The 15,932-nt window shown below is 56.1% G+C and carries 12 protein-coding genes; 6 read left to right on the top strand and 6 right to left on the bottom strand.

All coding sequences use genetic code 11. The features are described 5' to 3' along the window. Nucleotides 1-19: 19 nt before the first annotated feature. Entirely contained in the window at nucleotides 20-961 is a 942-nt protein-coding gene (locus ACR0ID_RS19730; protein WP_480608163.1) for a DUF4238 domain-containing protein, read from the bottom strand. A 733-nt stretch (nucleotides 962-1,694) separates the two neighbouring features. On the opposite strand from ACR0ID_RS19730, the gene ACR0ID_RS19725 reads away from it, so the two are divergent. Continuing rightward, a complete protein-coding gene (locus ACR0ID_RS19725) occupies nucleotides 1,695-2,831 on the top strand; it encodes an MFS transporter (protein WP_480608161.1) in 1,137 nt (378 codons plus the stop codon). Nucleotides 2,832-3,317: 486 nt separating this feature from the next. Here the strand turns inward: ACR0ID_RS19725 and ACR0ID_RS19720 are convergent, their stop codons facing one another. Beyond that, nucleotides 3,318-3,713: a GFA family protein gene (locus ACR0ID_RS19720; RefSeq protein WP_480608158.1), complete on the bottom strand. Its 396-nt coding sequence runs from the start codon at nucleotides 3,711-3,713 to the stop codon at nucleotides 3,318-3,320. Between the two features lie 806 nt (nucleotides 3,714-4,519). Between ACR0ID_RS19720 and ACR0ID_RS19715 the strand changes: the two genes are divergently transcribed. Together ACR0ID_RS19715 and ACR0ID_RS19710 are read left to right on the top strand one after the other, a co-directional pair. Beyond that, nucleotides 4,520-5,152, top strand: a complete 633-nt coding sequence (locus ACR0ID_RS19715; RefSeq protein ID WP_480608156.1) for a hypothetical protein — start codon at nucleotides 4,520-4,522, stop codon at nucleotides 5,150-5,152. A gap of 381 nt (nucleotides 5,153-5,533) precedes the next feature. Beyond that, on the top strand, nucleotides 5,534-5,779 hold the full coding sequence (locus ACR0ID_RS19710) for a hypothetical protein (RefSeq protein ID WP_480560612.1): 246 nt from the start codon (nucleotides 5,534-5,536) through the stop codon (nucleotides 5,777-5,779). 349 nt (nucleotides 5,780-6,128) lie between these two features. Here the strand turns inward: ACR0ID_RS19710 and ACR0ID_RS19705 are convergent, their stop codons facing one another. The 3 genes from ACR0ID_RS19705 to ACR0ID_RS19695 are packed head-to-tail and all read right to left on the bottom strand — an operon-like array spanning nucleotide 6,129 to nucleotide 9,988. Next, nucleotides 6,129-7,847 (bottom strand): alkaline phosphatase family protein, encoded by a 1,719-nt coding sequence (locus ACR0ID_RS19705; RefSeq protein WP_480484742.1) that lies wholly within the window; start codon nucleotides 7,845-7,847, stop codon nucleotides 6,129-6,131. Nucleotides 7,848-7,902: 55 nt separating this feature from the next. Beyond that, on the bottom strand, nucleotides 7,903-8,904 hold the full coding sequence (locus ACR0ID_RS19700; protein WP_480608153.1) for a DUF1214 domain-containing protein: 1,002 nt from the start codon (nucleotides 8,902-8,904) through the stop codon (nucleotides 7,903-7,905). Between the two features lie 16 nt (nucleotides 8,905-8,920). Next, on the bottom strand, nucleotides 8,921-9,988 hold the full coding sequence (locus ACR0ID_RS19695) for a DUF1214 domain-containing protein (RefSeq protein WP_480608151.1): 1,068 nt from the start codon (nucleotides 9,986-9,988) through the stop codon (nucleotides 8,921-8,923). Between the two features lie 75 nt (nucleotides 9,989-10,063). Here ACR0ID_RS19695 and ACR0ID_RS19690 point away from each other — a divergent pair, with 75 nt between their 5' ends. Continuing rightward, a complete protein-coding gene (locus ACR0ID_RS19690) occupies nucleotides 10,064-11,083 on the top strand; it encodes a helix-turn-helix transcriptional regulator (RefSeq protein WP_480608148.1) in 1,020 nt (339 codons plus the stop codon). Between the two features lie 380 nt (nucleotides 11,084-11,463). Here the strand turns inward: ACR0ID_RS19690 and ACR0ID_RS19685 are convergent, their stop codons facing one another. Beyond that, nucleotides 11,464-12,096 carry a tyrosine-type recombinase/integrase gene (locus ACR0ID_RS19685; RefSeq protein WP_170382258.1) on the bottom strand — a complete coding sequence of 211 codons (633 nt, stop codon included), beginning with the start codon at nucleotides 12,094-12,096 and terminating at the stop codon, nucleotides 11,464-11,466. Nucleotides 12,097-12,543: 447 nt separating this feature from the next. Between ACR0ID_RS19685 and ACR0ID_RS19680 the strand changes: the two genes are divergently transcribed. Then, on the top strand, nucleotides 12,544-14,412 hold the full coding sequence (locus ACR0ID_RS19680; protein ID WP_480608145.1) for an adenylate/guanylate cyclase domain-containing protein: 1,869 nt from the start codon (nucleotides 12,544-12,546) through the stop codon (nucleotides 14,410-14,412). Between the two features lie 454 nt (nucleotides 14,413-14,866). Continuing rightward, on the top strand, nucleotides 14,867-15,932 hold a 1,066-nt coding region (locus tag ACR0ID_RS19675), incomplete at its 3' end, for an IS1182 family transposase (RefSeq protein ID WP_480608142.1).

The raw sequence follows: 15,932 nt of genomic DNA, 5'->3' as shown, positions 1-15,932 counted from the left end.
CCGCTCTTAGCGAGTGGCGTCAGCTTTGTTCCGGATAGGTTCGCGGTTTCCGCGGCAAACTGAGACTGGTTCGAATTCGTCTGACAGCACCCGCTCGGGTGCCCACCAGCATCCGATCCGGCGCAACGGGTAGAACTACATATCTCAGTTTCTTTCCACCCAGAAAAAGTGGCTGCCAACCTTCATCTTCATCGAAAGAAATACAAACGCAGTCCGGCAGGATTGCAGGCACCACTTTGTGTGGTTCTACCGTCCAGTGCAATCCGGCGAGTTTTTCGATGATGCCGTTCGGCGCGAGCGTTCTGGACAGAGCTTCAATGTGTGCCGATGTGGCTAAGGCCTTCGTGTTTCCCAAGAACTGATCGACGAGCGGCAGAACAGTGCTTTGCGCTTCTTCAAGCATTGAGGCTCCGTTCTCTCGGAAATGAAAATAGAGCACACGGGCAAGTGTTTCCTTGCTGACGCCAGACAAGACATCATATCCATTTTTTGTGATGCCGTCCAAAATGATGTCTTGAAGTTTTTTGGGGATGCAGTTGGCTGATAGCCTTTCGATCCCGAAAACCTCAGCAGGGTTTTCGACTAGCTTACCTATGGCTTGCGCCATACTCGCCGCCCCCTCCATTAAGAATGTTCTCGAATGCGCGGAGCGAATGGACAAGTGGGCGGCGACTTCGCCAACCATTTGTGGGTCTGCCTCCTCACCGGTGTTGAGGGCGCGCAGCACGTCAACCATCTTGAACACGTGCGTTTCGTAGTCCGTGATGAGATCGTCAAGCGTTGGCGTCCCATCCTCTGACGGTTTCGAATAGAAATGCTTCTGTTTAGCCGCATCACCTCGGTCTACCGGAACAGGATGGTCAAGGTTACGACGATACATCCACAGCTTGTCAGACCCATCCTGAATGACGAAAGGTTTTAAGAAATGTCGCGGAATGAAGTGCTGCCCGCTTCCAGCCATTAGACACGTCCTCCAGATTGGTTTTTTCAAAGTCAGCGACGACAGATCGCCAAGCGCTCAGCGTCTGTTCATAGAAGAGCCGTCACTACAGTAGCTCATCTTGGATTTGTAGTACCGGCTTAGGTCATAAAGTCGAAGAAAACTGCGCCGTTCAATTTCCTGGAACTTTGAATGGTGTGGTCTTGCGAACGGCCGCTATTTGGGCTGCAACCGCAGCACTTTGCTTCGTTGGCAAATGGCCGGAATGGGCCGTTTGGATATATCGTGGAGAACAGGGCAGGGACTTGTGCTGCTTCTGCACTGAGGTCGGCAAAGAGCCCAGAGTTCCAAGTTTCTGTTTCGCAGCTAAAGTCCGCTTTGTTGGGCACTTGGAGTCCCGGTTGGCGATCAATCTCGGATAGTGGTCTCAGTTCCGAGTTTACTTTGAACATGTCGAGAACTACGGTCCATTCTGACAACTCCGACGAGAAATTATCAGACAATGCCCGTGACAAGCTACATTTTCACTGTTTCCCCCCCGCCGCGCGCCTAAGCGCGTCTTTTGCCGCGCACGCGTGCGCGCAAGACTGACGCAGGCGCGAGACGTCGCTTAAATCGCGGCCTCCTGTAGGCATACAGGGTTAGGTTGCGTGCGCCTTTTCGCCTCCAAATCTCGAAACTTCCCACCGTGATGCAAACGCCTTTTGGGCCGTGACAGCATCATGGTCGTCTGGCTGTCTGGAGGCCAATACACATGAATAAGCCTACTCCACTCTTTATTCTCAGTTTGTCAGCAACACTTCAGATGATCGGTGTCGGCATGATCGTCGCACTTCTTCCACAACAGGTTCATGCAATGACCGGATCACTTGAATGCGTCGGTCTCGTCGCATCGGTTTTTGCGTTTGCCTATCTGCTTGCGCAACTGCCGATTAGCGCTCTGTCAGACCACCTGGGCGCAAAGCGTTTCCTGGTCACTGGTTATTTACTCTGCGCAGTGTCTGGTGTTGTCTTCTTTTTCACCGAAACCGCTGGGGGCATCTTCTTGGGTCGCGCCATACAGGGCATCGGTGAAGCTCCGATCTGGGCGCTCGGGCCAGCTATTCTTTCACTGGCCTATCCGTCAACCAAGGGGCGGGTGATTGGCATCTACAATGCGGCAATTCACATTGGCCTGACGGCGGGTCCGTTATTGGGTTTGCTCGTCGCGCCGAACGGCCAAGGCAGTCTGCCGTTTCTGATTTTTGCAGTGCTGTGCCTGTTCGCAGGACTGTGTGTCTTTTTCTTTCTGAAACCCGTTGCCGTTCCTCTTGGACAGTCTCGACCGAGCTTTGCACAATTTATCAGACTGTTGCGCCAAAGGCAGACGTTGATCCTGTTGTTGGGTGTCCTTCTGTACGGCGCTGGATACGGTGTTTTCCTAACGGTTTTGCCCGTTTCTTTGGCATCCACACATAGGTTTGGCGCAACGGCCATCAGCCTGCTGTTCGTGGTGTTCTATGCGGCCATCGGCCTGTCGCAGATCGTTGCAGGAGCACTCTCTGATCGGTTCGGACGGAAGGGGTTTCTGATCTGGGGTATGGCGTTGGCGGCTGTTGGACTCGCGGCATTCCCGCTCTTTTCAGGGCTTTGGGCCTATATTCCGCTTGGATTTTCCAGCGTTGGATTGGGAACTTTCTGCGTGGCATCCATCGCTGAATTGAACGAGGAAGCCCCCGACACACTCAAAGGGGCCATATCGGGCAGCTACTATCTCTTCTGGTCTGCGGGCTACGTGCTTGGCCCACTGTCTATTGGCGCAATCAGCTCGAACGTTCCATTCATTGGGTTCGGAACGCTCGCTGCCTTGCTTGGTGTTCAAGCCTTGGCGTTGGTAAGGGTTCAAAGCTAACCCCCACTCAACACACAGGCATCTCTTCTACGTTTGGGATGCCTGCTTTACGACTTCATTGCTGAGCCAGCCGCCAATATTGACCTCGCCGGGTCGTAGAAGTGGCAGGCTATTGGCAAAGCGGACTTTGGGGAAACGGTGCTGAACGGCAGGTCTAGTCCCATGTAGCGAGTTCAGGCAGCCTTTGTTTTGCGCTCGCAGCGAACGGCAGGTTCGACGGGGTCGCAGTGCAGTAACATTGACCAAGGTCGAACGGCAGGAAAGGGCCGTCCCCGATGTATCATCTCGCCGTGCGACAGCTAATACAGCGTTGCCTCTGATGTCGGCACGGATGAATGAAAAGCCCAAAGGGTGGAGCATTCAGGTCAACGGAACTGACTTCTCACTCTCGCGGCAGCGAACGATTTGCATATCATTCGCCCTGCGGGACGACGACGAAAAGGGCCTTCGCAGCAGTCGCTCCAATGTCCGCTGCCTGGAAGCACGTCAAAACCACATGTCCTTTACAGTTCGGCTGTCACGAGGAAGTTCTAGAAAGCTGTCGTGCCCCTCGAAGTGACGGATTGGAATCTCACTGATTGGTGACGGATCAGACATTCGAACATTAACCGCAGACAGTTTGCGGCCGTTTTCGTCCGAGAAACACGCAACGTAGTGCGTCACACACCCGCAATTGGCGCAGAAGTGAAAATGGATATCCCCGCTATCGCGACGCAGATATGTACTTGTTTTCCCGGTAGTTTGAATGTCATAGCCAATGTGCCCGTAGGCCCAAAGGGCACCGTAACGCCGACAGATTGTGCAATTGCAGGCCGTGACCGACTTTGGCACAGCATCGAGAGTCCAGCCAACTTCGCCGCAGTGGCACGTTCCTTTCAGCATGTATCAATCCCCGCTCTCGGAACTGACGGCATCATGACGACCGACCCATGTGCTTTGGCCCAGGTGCGGATCGCCGCTTGGGTCAAGCTACACTTGTGGCCTTCCCTTGGACAACAGATAGCCGATTTACATTCACAGAGATACGCAGCTGGGTCACAGGACCACTGGGCGGCGATGCGTGACTGGCTGGTTCGGAATGACGTTCCTGCTCCAAAAAATCTGCCGGGGTGGCCAGAAAAGGAATAAGGGCTGGCTGAGGGGGTCGAGGCCAGCCCCTATCTTCGTCACGAGGGGGTAAGTGGTTATTCTGATCCCAAACTACCCAGTTTGCATGCTGCCCGAAATTGGGGGATTCCCGTAACACTGCAAACTTCACCGAAAAAGTTTGTTTCCAATGAGCGAACAGTGAGTTTCAAAACGAGATGTGGACACAATTTTGCCGCAATGCGATCCTCTGTCCGTGGGTGGCGCGTGTTGATTTTAGAACGTTCCAGTTTTTCCATCTGGATTTGAGGGGGTTGTTGAGTTCGGCGCGCCGCCCCACGAGTACTTCATAGAACCGCCAAAGTATTGAACTGCACTTTCCGAGTGCCGGAGCGCCAACGCACTTTTCATCTCATGGACGCAATTTGAACACTCTCCGCAAATATCAGTGCGGAGCGGCGCGCCTTGATGGGGATTATGATTTCAATGAGGGGGTACGAGTTCGGCGCGTCGCACCACCACTGCCGGATATACTCGTTGTCCTTTGATTTGTTTAAATACTATCTTTTGATCCAGTTTGCGATTTTGAGAATGGGTGATTAGTGGAAGAGAATGAAGGCGTCTGGTTTAGCCAGGTCATGTATGACCCAACGTTGATGAAGCCCATTACCTCCGAGCAGGCTTTAAATGACTTGCCGACCGCAGGTGCAGTTACAGAAAGAAACAAAGCCGGGATAGTCCAATCCCGTGACGCCTTTCCGGATATGATATTTGGGTTGTACCCGTATAAAAAGCTCAAGGCACTTCCCGACATATTCAACGGGCCTGCTGGTCCCGTCATATCTCGCGCGGTAGCGGATGTACTTCGCGAAGCAGAGTTGGGAAAAACGAAAATCTATCCTTTGAACGTTTGCCAACACGACCGTGTGACACCAGTTGAAGGTGAGTATTTTACACTCGCCCTTGGAGAACAGAAAACGGCGTTTGTTCCGGATCGGTCGAATATGGTCAAACCTTTGGGTAACAAACCAGATACTTGGATCAAACGGGGTATGAAGCCCAAAGACTTCGACTTTGTTGTTGCAGACATAGCCTTGGAGGGGCCCGATTTGTGGGTTGATCCATGCCTAGCGTGGAGCCTGTTTTTCAGCGCCCGTTTGGTAAAGGCGTTGAAGGCAGCAAAGCTCACGCGCCGCTTCGGGCTGAGTAAATGTAAGGTTGTTTCCATTCACTAAAGGGGTACGAGTTTGGGGATGACGCATTATCGATACCGGCCAAGTTATGGGGAAATCTGGCTGGTTGTAAGTGTCCTTCTGGAGGCGGTTTGAAGTCTATTTCAGTGCAGAGTAGCGGCCCTGATTTTTGGCTCATCGCCGGAATACTTCTGGGCGTCATCCTACTGTATTTTACCTTGCGATTGATGCTCCGCGTATTCGGAGCAACCAAAGAGAAAGTCTCGTGCCGTTGGAAGAGAAAAACCGCGCAGGACAAGGAAACTCTGCGCGCTTGGAATTGTCGGGCATGCGGTGTTACAGCATATTCTGGAAACGGACGGAAACCCACAGGCTGTCGCAAGTCCGCCAAACCACAGAGCTTATAGTCAGGATGGCACGGACATGAATGTAGATGAACCGAAGCTGGTGATGTCAGACAGGTGCAAGGCTGTGCTTTTAGACGGGTATCGGTTTGAAATCGAAATCTACCGCTTGGACAACCAGGACAAATGGACGTTGGAAGTGGTGGACCATGAAGACGCCAGTTATGTCTGGGACGACAAGTTCAATTCGGACCAAGCGGCCCTTGATACAGCAATTGAGGTTTTGAACAACGAAGGCGCGTTGGGCTTCATGGGGAAAGAGTAGAAACCTTAGGGTAATCTTAGTGTGGCTAGTGCCGAAACCAAACCAGATATCCAGTGGATCTTTACACTTCCTGAGTTCTTTTCCTGACTTTCCTGCGCGCCCTCGCCGACCGTTTTCTACACCCCTCAGAGCAATACCGCGCATCAGTCCTGCGATAGTCGGGCAGGTCATCCCCACACCACCGACAAACCCAAGTGCCTTGCTTCACACAGCATAGCATCGCCTTTGCCCGCTTTAAAACCGGAAAGCGGTCCATCTCTGCTACCGCGAACCTGTCAGCGCGAAAAGCTGGAAGCGGACATTCAATCCGACCCAGTTACTGTCTCCGCTTTGCATTACCGCGAGGCGCCTAGTACCCGACGACTTCCCCCAACACTTCTCCTGCGCCGCCGTCGGGTGGGCGCGTATCTGCGACCGCGGCAAGCGTCAGCGCCAGATCGACTGTATGCACTCGACGCGAGACCCGCTGTGGCGCGAGGCTGAAACCGGCAAAAGCTATGGGCACGTGGGTGTCATAACGCCAGGGCGAGCCGTGGGTGACTGTGACCGAGAGACCGTCGAAATCGTTGATGAACCAGCCGGGGCTGGCCACCAGATAGATGTCGCCCGAGCGGTCGGGGTTGTAGTTGTTGGCCACGGCGCGCATCAGCGCATTGTCGGGCAGGGCGCCCGTACGAATGCGGGACGAAGGCACAGCGAAGGCGATACCTTCGAAGGTCGACAGTTCTTCGGCGATGGCGGTTTCCAGCGCGACAAGGTCGATGTCGTCGCGACTGTGCACCTCTTCCGAGAGGGTGAGGTAGGGGTGGTCATAGCCCGCTATCAGCGGATCGCTAAGGCCAAAGCGCGCGCGGATGCGATCGGCGGCGGGCTGGGTCGCCCAGTGCTCGGGGTTGACGTAGCCGCCCATCTCTCCCAGCTCGGCCAGGTATCCCGGCGCCTCGGGCGTGCCGTGATCGGCGGACAGCGCGATCAGGGTGTTCTCGAGCCCGATCTCGGCGTCGATAAAGGCGAAGAGATCGGTCAGGGTGCGGTCGAGCCGGAGCAGGTTTTCCTCGGCCTCGAGGCTGGAGGGGCCGAAGCCGTGGCCAATGTAATCGGTCGCCGAGAAGCTGACGGAGAGGTAATCGGTGACATCATCCTGCCCCAGGCCCTCGGCTGTGATCAGGGTCTTGGCGAAATCGGCGGTGATCTCGTCCCCGGCAGGGCTGAAGGTGAGCAGCGTGGGGAAATAGGGATCGTTCTTCCACGAGAGCGGATCGACGGTCGAATAGGGGTGCGGGAAGGTGCGCCCGAACCCGGCAAGATCAGTTTCCCAATCCTGATCGTCGCGATCGCCAAAAAGATAGCTATCGATGGGATGGGTCAGCTGCCACGAGGTGCCGAGATAGTTTTGCAGGAAATCCTTAGCGTTCCAATCGGTCACCCAATCCGGGTAGCTGTCGTAATAATAGCTGGAGGTGACGAATTCCCCGGCGGATTTGGAGAACCAGAACGCCTTGCCGGTGTGGCCCGCCATCGAGACGGCACCACGATCCTTGACCGAGACGCCAAAGACCTTGGCGCGGCCCTGGGTGGCGATGGACAGCTCGTCGGAAAAGGTGGTGGTCAGGATGGCGCGGGGCGAACGGCCATCGGAACTGGCGGCAAGCTGGGTGGGGTCGACCTCGGTGTCGGGGTTCACGTCCGCGCCCCGAGTGAGGAGTGGATAGTCGGCGTCCTCGACATTGTAAATAGTGCGCCCCGTGGCGCGGTCGTACCAGAGGTTGCCTACCATGCCATGGGCCGACGGATGCGCGCCGGTGGCCAGCGTGGTATGGCCGACGACGGTTTCGGTATTGGCGTGGGCGTGGTGGGCGTTGTCGTAGTAGACGCCCTGATCCATCAGATAGCGGAATCCGCCCGAGCCAAATTGGTCGTAGTGGCGGAAAGGCAGGTCGCCCCGCAGCTGATCCACAGTGATCTGGAGGATGAGGCGCGGCTTATCCTCGGCTAATGCACCGTTCGCCAAGGAAAACGCCAGGAAGACGGCGCAACTGGCCGTTTGGACAGGTGGCTTTTTCAACATCGAAGGCTCCTTCCTCTCGTCGATCGGCCCACGCGGTGCGCGGGCCGTCGCGTCATCAGTTTAGGGGCAGGACATCCGGGAAGGTCCAGCTGCCATCGAGGATTTCGGCGCGTGGCTGGTAGAGCCGGACCGTGTAGTTCCAGCCCGGCGTAAGAGGGATGCAGTTGATCCGGTCATCCTCGCAGCCACCGAAATGGATGGTGAAGGAACCATCCTCATTCGGGGTGGCCGAGGTGTTGTTATAGCTGTTCCGCCCCAAATCGTTGGGCGCGAGGAAGCCGTCAGCGTCGTAGACGGTGATCGACCAGAACGCGTCCACCGGCACGTCTTGCAGCGTCACGGCATGGGGGGTCGCGCCGTCATTCCTATCGACGGCGTCGACAAAGGCGCTGGCCGTCGTGGCCGGCTGCCCCGCCCAGCCCGCCATCCCGATCAGATGGCCCAGCGGGTCCACCTCGTCGCGGCGGCCAAAGGCGATGCTGGCATCAAGGCCGACGGCAGCGGCGAGGTCACTGACCGCCTTCCGCGCAGCGGCAAGGGCGTCAAGATCCCAGTTCGGAGCCTCGAAGGGGCCGGTTCCGCCGCCTTCGAGGCGTATTCCGTCCTGCACCGCATGGGCGCGCGCCGTATCGTCGGGATCGCCCGCGTCGATGAAGGTGCGGAACAGGAGCATCGCGAAGCGGGTCCCGACCTCGTCCTCGGTCAGCTCGTATGCACCGGGTTCGGCATAGGCAAAGTTGTAGTGGTCCTGGCTGATCACCAGCACCGACTGGAACCGTCCGTCGCCCTCCGGCAGCGTCACCGTCACCGGCTCGGACAGATCGATGAGGGCGGACGAATACAAGGTGTCCTGGTTGGGCCGGATGACTGGCTGCGGCTTGTCGGCGGAGGTTACCTCGCGCTCATGGGCGATCTCGCCGACACCTGTTCCGTTGTTCTTCATAGTGAGCCGGAACATCGTATCGCTCTCGGCGCGCATGAGGTTCCGGATCGTGATATCTTCGGCGAGAACTGGTGCGGGCGCGCAGAAGGCAGCGGCAAGGAGAAGGTGTTTCATTTTTCTGTCCTTTCTGTCAGTTCGCGGGCTCGACACCCGGGAAGACCCAGCTTCCATCCAGCACTTCCGGCGCTGCACGATAGAGCCGCACGGTGTATTGCCACCCCTCGACAAGCGGCAGGCAATTCACGCGCCCGTCCTCGCAGCCGCCCAGATGCACGGTCATCGAGCCGTCCTCATTGTACGTCCCGCTGACGGAGTTGATGACATAGGCGTCCATCGCGTTCGGCGCGAAATAACGGTTTGCATCATAGAGGCTGACCGACCAGAAATCCTTGACGGGCACGTCGGCCGGCACTTCGATCTTGTATTTCCCGACCGGCAGGTTCGGCGAGATCCCGAGATAAAGTGCCTCATCCTCGGGCAATCCGCCCCAGCCACCGGCCGTCCCAATGAAATGCCGCACTGGATCGACATCCTCCTTCTTGCCGAACATGTGGAAACTGTCCGGAAGGTAGGCGCCGACACCGACGGCGGCCCTTACGAGCCCTAAATAGCCCTCTTCGTCATAGGGCGGGACGATGAAAGGTTTGGACGAGGCAGCGTCGATCGACATCTGGTCCTGGATTGCGTGCACGGCGGTCAGGTCCGCGGAATCGGTCGCATCCAGCAGGACGCGCAGATAGACGGCGACATATGGCGTGTCAAACGTGTCCATATCGAGTGTATAGGCGCCGCCACCGTGCAAGACCTTGTTCAGGTAGTGGTCCTGGTTGATGACCATCGCCGACATGTAGCGGTCGCCGACATCCGGAAGGGTGACCGTCGCGCCCTTGCTGATATTGATGATCGCGGCGCTATAAAGAGTGTCCCGGTTCGCGCTGATGGTGGTCTGAGCATGGACGGGCATCATTTCGCGGAAGTGGTAGAACTTGTTTACCCCTCCAGCGAGGGCAACATATTTGCCGAACTCGATATCTGTCGCGGCACGGATAAAGTTGTCTACCGTGACTGGGATTTCCCTGCTGTCGGCAAGTTGGTCCACTGTGGTGTCGAAGTTTTGGGCATGAGCGGGACCAGAGACGATCGCGGCCAGGAATGCAAGAAACAAAAATATGCGGTTTGCCAATTGTTTACCTTTCATGAGTCGCCCCTCAAGTCTTCGTTTTCCTGGCGTTTTATCATAGTGCGACCGGTCATTTTGTGACAAAGAGACGCTATGAGACAGAAGTTGGTCAACATCATCGAACTGGCGCACGTCGTGGACATTCTTGACAGCTTCATCCCGAAACACGTCGTCGGGAGCGCGCTCCGAACGGCTGGTCTCGACCGTAAGATGCTGTCAGAAGGAACCGGGTTTGTTTCCTACGCTGCTGAGGCCGTCATTCTGGAGTCCGTCGCCCGCATGATAAGCGATCGCCATCTGGGTGCCAGGGTTGGCTGGGCCTTCGACTACTTGGCCTACGGAGCTTATGCGAACTACGTGCTGGGCGCACCGGATCTGCGATCTGCGCTTGACCGCGGGCGACGCGCGCTGTCGCTGACGCATCCTGGCTCTGAAATCGTGATCCGACAGACTGACACGCACGTTGTCGTCGGACGAGACTCGAAAGGCTTCTCGGTCGTCGGCCACCGACACCTCGACGAAGGGGCGCTGTTCGTTATTTCCAAGGTGGCCAGGCATTTCCTCGGCACGGACTGGCAGCCCGATTGGTTTGAACTTCCCGATGGCAATGGTGACGACAAGTCAAAGCTTGCAGATCTGTTCGGCGCACCTGTTAGGACGGGAGCCCAGTCACCGTCCGTCGCGCTTCGGCTTTGCGACCTTGACACGCGAAACCCGCACCCCTTGCAGTCTCGGAAGACTATTACATTGGGGGACCTGGGTGCGCTCATGGGGGTTGAGCCGGTTCAGTCCATTGAAGGCGCGGTTTTGCAAATCATGCGCGCTCATCTTCCGACAAGTGTGCTTTCCGAGAGCAAAGTTGCGGCCCATCTTGCGATCGGCCCCAGGTCACTTCAGAGGGCCCTTAGGGCGGAAGGGACGGCATACAGGACAATCCGCTCCATGCTCATCGAGGAGCAGGCGCGCGAAATGCTTCAGCAATCGGACATTCCGGTCGAACGGATCGCCGAAATGCTGGGATACATAGAGCCGAGAAGCTTTCGCCGTGCGTTCAGGGAGTGGACCGGCTCTTCACCAAAGAGCTTCCGGGGAAACCGAAACACAAACACTTGAGTCGTTGCCGCTGATCACATTCGCATATACACGATGGATTTTCTGGAAACCCAAGGCGTCCCGAAGTCTGCCAAAAAATTTTGAATTCCCCAGACCTGCGCTTCGTCCGCTCTGCCGGCATTTGCCGTTCTTGAGAATGTGCGGCCGCAGCGAATGGCAGGTCCGGCGACGCCGCACTGCGGAGACTGCAAGCGGGGAGAAGGTCCGCAAAGGGCCGGAAGAGGCAGTCTGCTGAACCGCGTGGAAGGTCGGCTTTGTCCCGCATGGCGGTCATTTAACGAAAATAATCCAAAGTCTGGTATCCGAAGGAGCGGCCGTTCGCGCCTAAACTTCGGAACCCGTTTTGAGATGACGGACGGCTGCTGCCGTCCGTCAAACCGTCAGATGTCGATCTTCTCCGAGATGCTCAACGCGTCGTCGAGTTCGACCCCAAGGTACCTGACCGTGCTATCAACCTTTGTGTGTCCAAGCAGGAGTTGGACGGCCCGAAGGTTGCCAGTCTTCCGATAGATCAGCGCAGCTTTTGTCCGCCGAAGAGAATGCGTTCCGTACCCACAAGGATCCAGTCCGATGACCGACACCCAGCTGCGCACGAGACGTGCGTATTGCCGAGTCGAAATGTGCGATGAACTGTGGAACCTGCTTGGAAAGAGGAACTCGCGACCAAGCATGTCGGGCGATCTGACCCACTCAAAAATCGATCTTCGCGTGTTCTCGGACACTTCGAACTGAACTGGCCTGCCTGTCTTGCTCTGGACGATCGATACGCGGTCTCGAACTGCTCCGGCAACGACCAGATCCGCCACTTTCAGGCGAACAAGATCACAACCGCGAAGTTTGCTGTCGATAGCAAGATTGAACAGCACAAGGTTGCGCGGGTTCCCGGCGAGTTCGAGCCGCGCACGAATTGCCCAAACCTGTCTTGGCAGGAGTGGACGTTTCTGACCAATTAGTCGGTTCTTGTTCCACGGCGGCTGAGACGGTCTGATTATTGGAAGCTGAATACGGGACATGGTGAAGTCTCCATCCAGCCCTCCCACACCAGGCATCGGCACCCTGCCAACCACCGCACTTTACTGTCCTTGCCATCATAGAAACCGATCGCGCGCATCTCAAACTGCAGTTTAAAACACTCAATGGCCGCTTCTGATCAAGTCGGACGTCCGATGAAAACGAGCCTATGACCGCAATGCGGACTTTGCTGCCGTTTGCTAGTTCCCAGGCTATGGCGGTTGGCAGCCCATTACGGGATTGGGGTTGCTGGCTTTTTTTCCGCATAAGGCGACCTCCGTCGCACGGTCTGCGAACAGGCAAATAGCGTAATAAGACAAAGTCTGCGACCCGCGCCTTACGTCAAACTCGCAACGTTTCCTTGTCGAAAGCTTTATGTTGATAGGCGACTTTTGCGAGTGTGGAGTTCAAAATTCCTACCTGTTATCATCTTCGCAGGAGGGACCGGCATGGAGCGACGTTTGAGCGCTATTTTTGCCGCCGACATGGTTGGATACAGTCGGCTGATGGAGGCTGATGAAGTCGGGACACTTCGACGCCAGAAGATTCATCGTGCCGAACTCATTGATCCTGGCTTCGACGAGTTTCACGGACGCATCGTCAAGGAGATGGGCGACGGGGTTCTTGTCGAGTTCCCAAGTGTTGTGCAAGCCGTGCAATGCGCAGTCAATATCCAAAGGGAAATGTCCGACAGAGAAGCCGGTATTTCCCACGACCGACGCATCCAGTACCGGATAGGAATTAATCTTGGCGACATCATCATAGAAGGTGACGACATCTTCGGCGACGGAGTGAACATCGCCGCGCGTCTGGAACAAATGGCTGAACCGGGAGGCATCTGCATCTCGGGCAGCGCCTATGACCAGCTTAAATCCAACCTGGATGTCGGATATGAATCGCTGGGCGAAGTTCAGGTCAAGAACATCCACCGTTCAATACGGACATATCGAGTTCTGACCGATCCTGAACGTGCAGGCCAAGTTCTCGAGAGAAAGCTGTTTGGCAAGACCAACCTTAGAAAGCAAAGTGTCATTGCTGCCGGGTTCATCTGTTTGCTGCTGGTCGGCGCGGGATTGTGGTGGTCGCAGAGGTCTGTCGTCGAACCTGTCGATCCGAGCCGAATGGCGTACACGCTTCCGGACAAACCATCAATCGCGATATTGCCGTTCAAGAATCTTTCCAACGACCCCGAGCAGGAGTATTTCGCTGACGGTTTCGTCGAAGATCTGATTACCAATCTCGCACAGTCCAAGGACCTCTTTGTCATCGACGGAAATTCTTCGTTCAGTTACAAGGAGCGCGTGGTCCCCATTGGGCAGGTCGCAGAAGAACTCGGCGTTCGCTATGTTCTCGAAGGATCCGTGCGGCGTATCAATGAGAAAATCCGGATCTCTGCACAGTTGATCGACGCTTCAGCCGGCGCTCACGCCTGGGCCAAACGTTACGACAGGGCAGCCGCCAACCTGTTCGATGTTCAGGACGAGCTGAGCCGGGAAATAGCCGGCACCCTGTTGGTGAACATAAAGATTTCGGATCTTGCGAAAGCGGTGCAGAAACGCCCCGCAGACCTGTCGGCGTATGATTATGTGTTGCGCGCACGCGCCGCGTATGATGCCGGAGGCAGAGAGATGTGGCTGAAAGCTCGTGAACTGGCCGAAAAGGCCATCGCCATCGATGCCAACTACGCGCCCGCTTATTCGATCCTCGGAAACACCTACAATGACGCCTACATTACGCAGAACGAAGGGCCGGCGGCACTCGACCGTGCCGAAGCTGCGGCCACCAAGGCGATAGAATTGGATCCATTGTTGTCGACAGGCCACGAGTTGCTTGGACGCGTCTTGTTGCGCAGAGGTCGGCACAGCGATGCAATTGCCGCTATCCAGAGGTCAATTGAACTCAACCCGAACCATTCACAGCTTTATGCAAGTCTTGCGGATGCGCTGACATTTGCCAATCGCCCGAAAGATGCTGTCCAATTGATGAAAAAGGCCATGCGCCTGAATCCACTCTACCCATCCCGATACAACATGTACCTTGGCAGGGCATATTACTTTGACAGGAACTTTGCTGAAGCCTTGCCCGAGCTTGAAGCCTGTGCTGTCCGGGCACCAAAACGTCGATCCTGCCGCATATATCTGGCTCCAACATACGCGGAGCTCGGGAGACTATCCGACGCAACACAAGCAGTAGCTGATCTGCTCGAGATTGCACCAAATTTTTCCATCAGCAGCTCGGTGGAAAACCAGTTGCCATTCGTGCCGACAGCAATGGATTTTTTGGTTAGAGGCCTTCGCAAGGCAGGTGTTCCTGAATGACCGATCTGGTCCGAAGTTGCTTGCTCCGATGTCTATTTACCCCTTTGCGCTGACATCTTACTTGTCAAGTATCTATGTCACGCCAAGAGCTCTACTCGTTCACTTTATGTTCGGACAGCAATTCATCTTATTGCAGAGCGGTCGGGTAGGTCGAAGTTAGCCGGGTCGCACCGGTCAAGTATAGGCCGAGACCTGCCGCTAGCCGCACTCCGCTTGAAAGACCGCTGTCGCGAAACGCTCCATGCTTTGCAGAGGCCTTTCTGAATGTCTCTGCCATTCGTGGCCGACGCCGCGTTGGTCAAGAAGGGCTCAATGTCGTCGTTCTCGGCTTCGCAGCATTAAATTGGCCATAGTCAAATCCGGCCTTCGCTCCGGCCTATTTTGTTGAAAAACTCTTCCTTGATCGATGGCTGAACTGCTGATTCAATTCTTCCAATGGGCGGGAGGATTGGCGATGATGGGACCGAGGCAGGAAGCGCAATCGTCGCTGTTCTATGAGTTCTCAATGGAGAACCACGTTCCCCAAGATCACTTGCTTCGGTCGATTGATCGCTTTGTTGATCTGAGCAGCATTCGAACGCATCTCGCGGATTTCTACAGCCACACCGGTCGGCCATCCGTCGATCCGGAACTGCTGATCCGGATGCTGCTGGTCGGCTATTGCTTTGGCATCCGCTCCGAGCGACGGCTGTGCGAAGAGGTGCATCTGAACCTGACATATCGATGGTTCTGCCGCCTCGATCTGAATGAGCGTATCCCGGATCACTCGACGTTCTCCAAGAACCGGCATGGATGCTTCCGCGAGAGCGAACTGCTGCGTCATCTGTTTGAAACGACTGTGGCGCGCTGCATCGCGGAAGGACTGGTCAGCGGCCAGCGCATGGCAATCGATGCCAGCTTGATCGAAGCCGATGCAAACAAACAGAACTCAACGCCAAAAGAAGAATGGGACGCATCAACCATCGATCCAGAAGATGCGCCTCGCGCGGTCCGCGAGTATCTCAACACTCTGGATGAGGCGGCTTTTGGAGCTGCTGGCGAGGTGCAGCCCAAGTTCACCTCGCATTCTGACCCTGCGAGCGAATGGACGGCAGCGCGCAAGGGGCCTGCTTTCTTCAGCTATTCTGACAATTACCTGATCGACACTGACCATGGCGTCATCGTTGATGTCGAGGCCACGAGGTCTATCCGACAAGCTGAGGTCGGATCAACGAAGGCGATGTTGAACCGCGTGAAGGCAAATTTCGATCTTAATCCTGAACGGCTGATCGCCGACACGGCTTATGGCACCGGGCCGCTCTTGGGTTGGCTTGTCGGCCGCAAGATCGCACCACATATCCCAGTCTTCAATAAGTCCGGCCGCAACGATGGCACCTGGACCCGCGCCGACTTTGAGTGGGACGCAGAAAACGATCAATATGTCTGTCCCGAAGGTCACGCCCTGAAGCAGTTCCGCCGTAACTACTCAGACCCGAACAGGGGGCCGACTGGCAAGGGCACTGCACGTTATCGCGCCTTGA

This window comes from Ruegeria sp. AL2 (assembly GCF_056540845.1).
This window is presented reverse-complemented; position numbering and strand designations above follow the sequence as displayed.